We start from the raw sequence: 696 nt of genomic DNA on the forward strand, positions 1-696 counted from the left end.
TCCTTGACCAGTTGGTCAGCTTTGCCGATAGCGGCCCTATCTATTTGGGTGCGAAGATCCATTCTATCGAAGGATTAATTGACCTAGTCCAGGAGGAAGATGCTGGTGGCGACGTGCTCATGGAAGCGGCTCAGCAGACGCGCAACCTCTTGCAGTACGTGCGCAATACTGGCACGGTGGTGCGCGACATGATGGCGTCGCTGCGCAATACAACAAAGGCAAGTGAGTTTGTGCGGCAGTTCTTCGACGACTATATTGAAAAATTCTTCCTGGGCGACTTTCGGGCGCTGCGTACGCAAGGCGATCATCCATTATCGAAACGTTACGCCATCATCCGGCGCGTCGACGCTATCGACGAGTCACCAATTGACCGTGAACGGCTCATCACTTGGTATGAAGAAAACCAGTTCCAAGGGAACCGGCCGCGCGCAGAAGTGCAGTACGAGCACGACCTATTCCGCCTTCGTGAACTGTCTCGACTTGATGAATACTTGGATCGCTTGGACAACGAGTTGCGCCGCGCCAATCGGCAGGCCACCGTCTACCTTGACTACACCATCCGCACGGTGCGCCCAATCGACCAAATGGTGCGTGATGCTATCAAGGTGCTGGAACAAGAAACAGAGCACCTTGTGCCAGATCCTTTTCCGCCCGGATCTCTGGCCAGTCAAGGTGCGCTGGCACTCACGCGCACAA

Annotated in this window: 1 protein-coding gene; it reads left to right on the forward strand. The window is 55.0% G+C overall.

What is annotated here, in order from left to right; translation table 11 throughout:
• On the forward strand, positions 1–696 hold a 696-nt coding region (locus tag AC0V2Y_RS28735; RefSeq protein WP_475418481.1), incomplete at both ends, for a Wadjet anti-phage system protein JetA family protein.

The organism is Janthinobacterium sp. BHSEK (genome assembly GCF_056174685.1).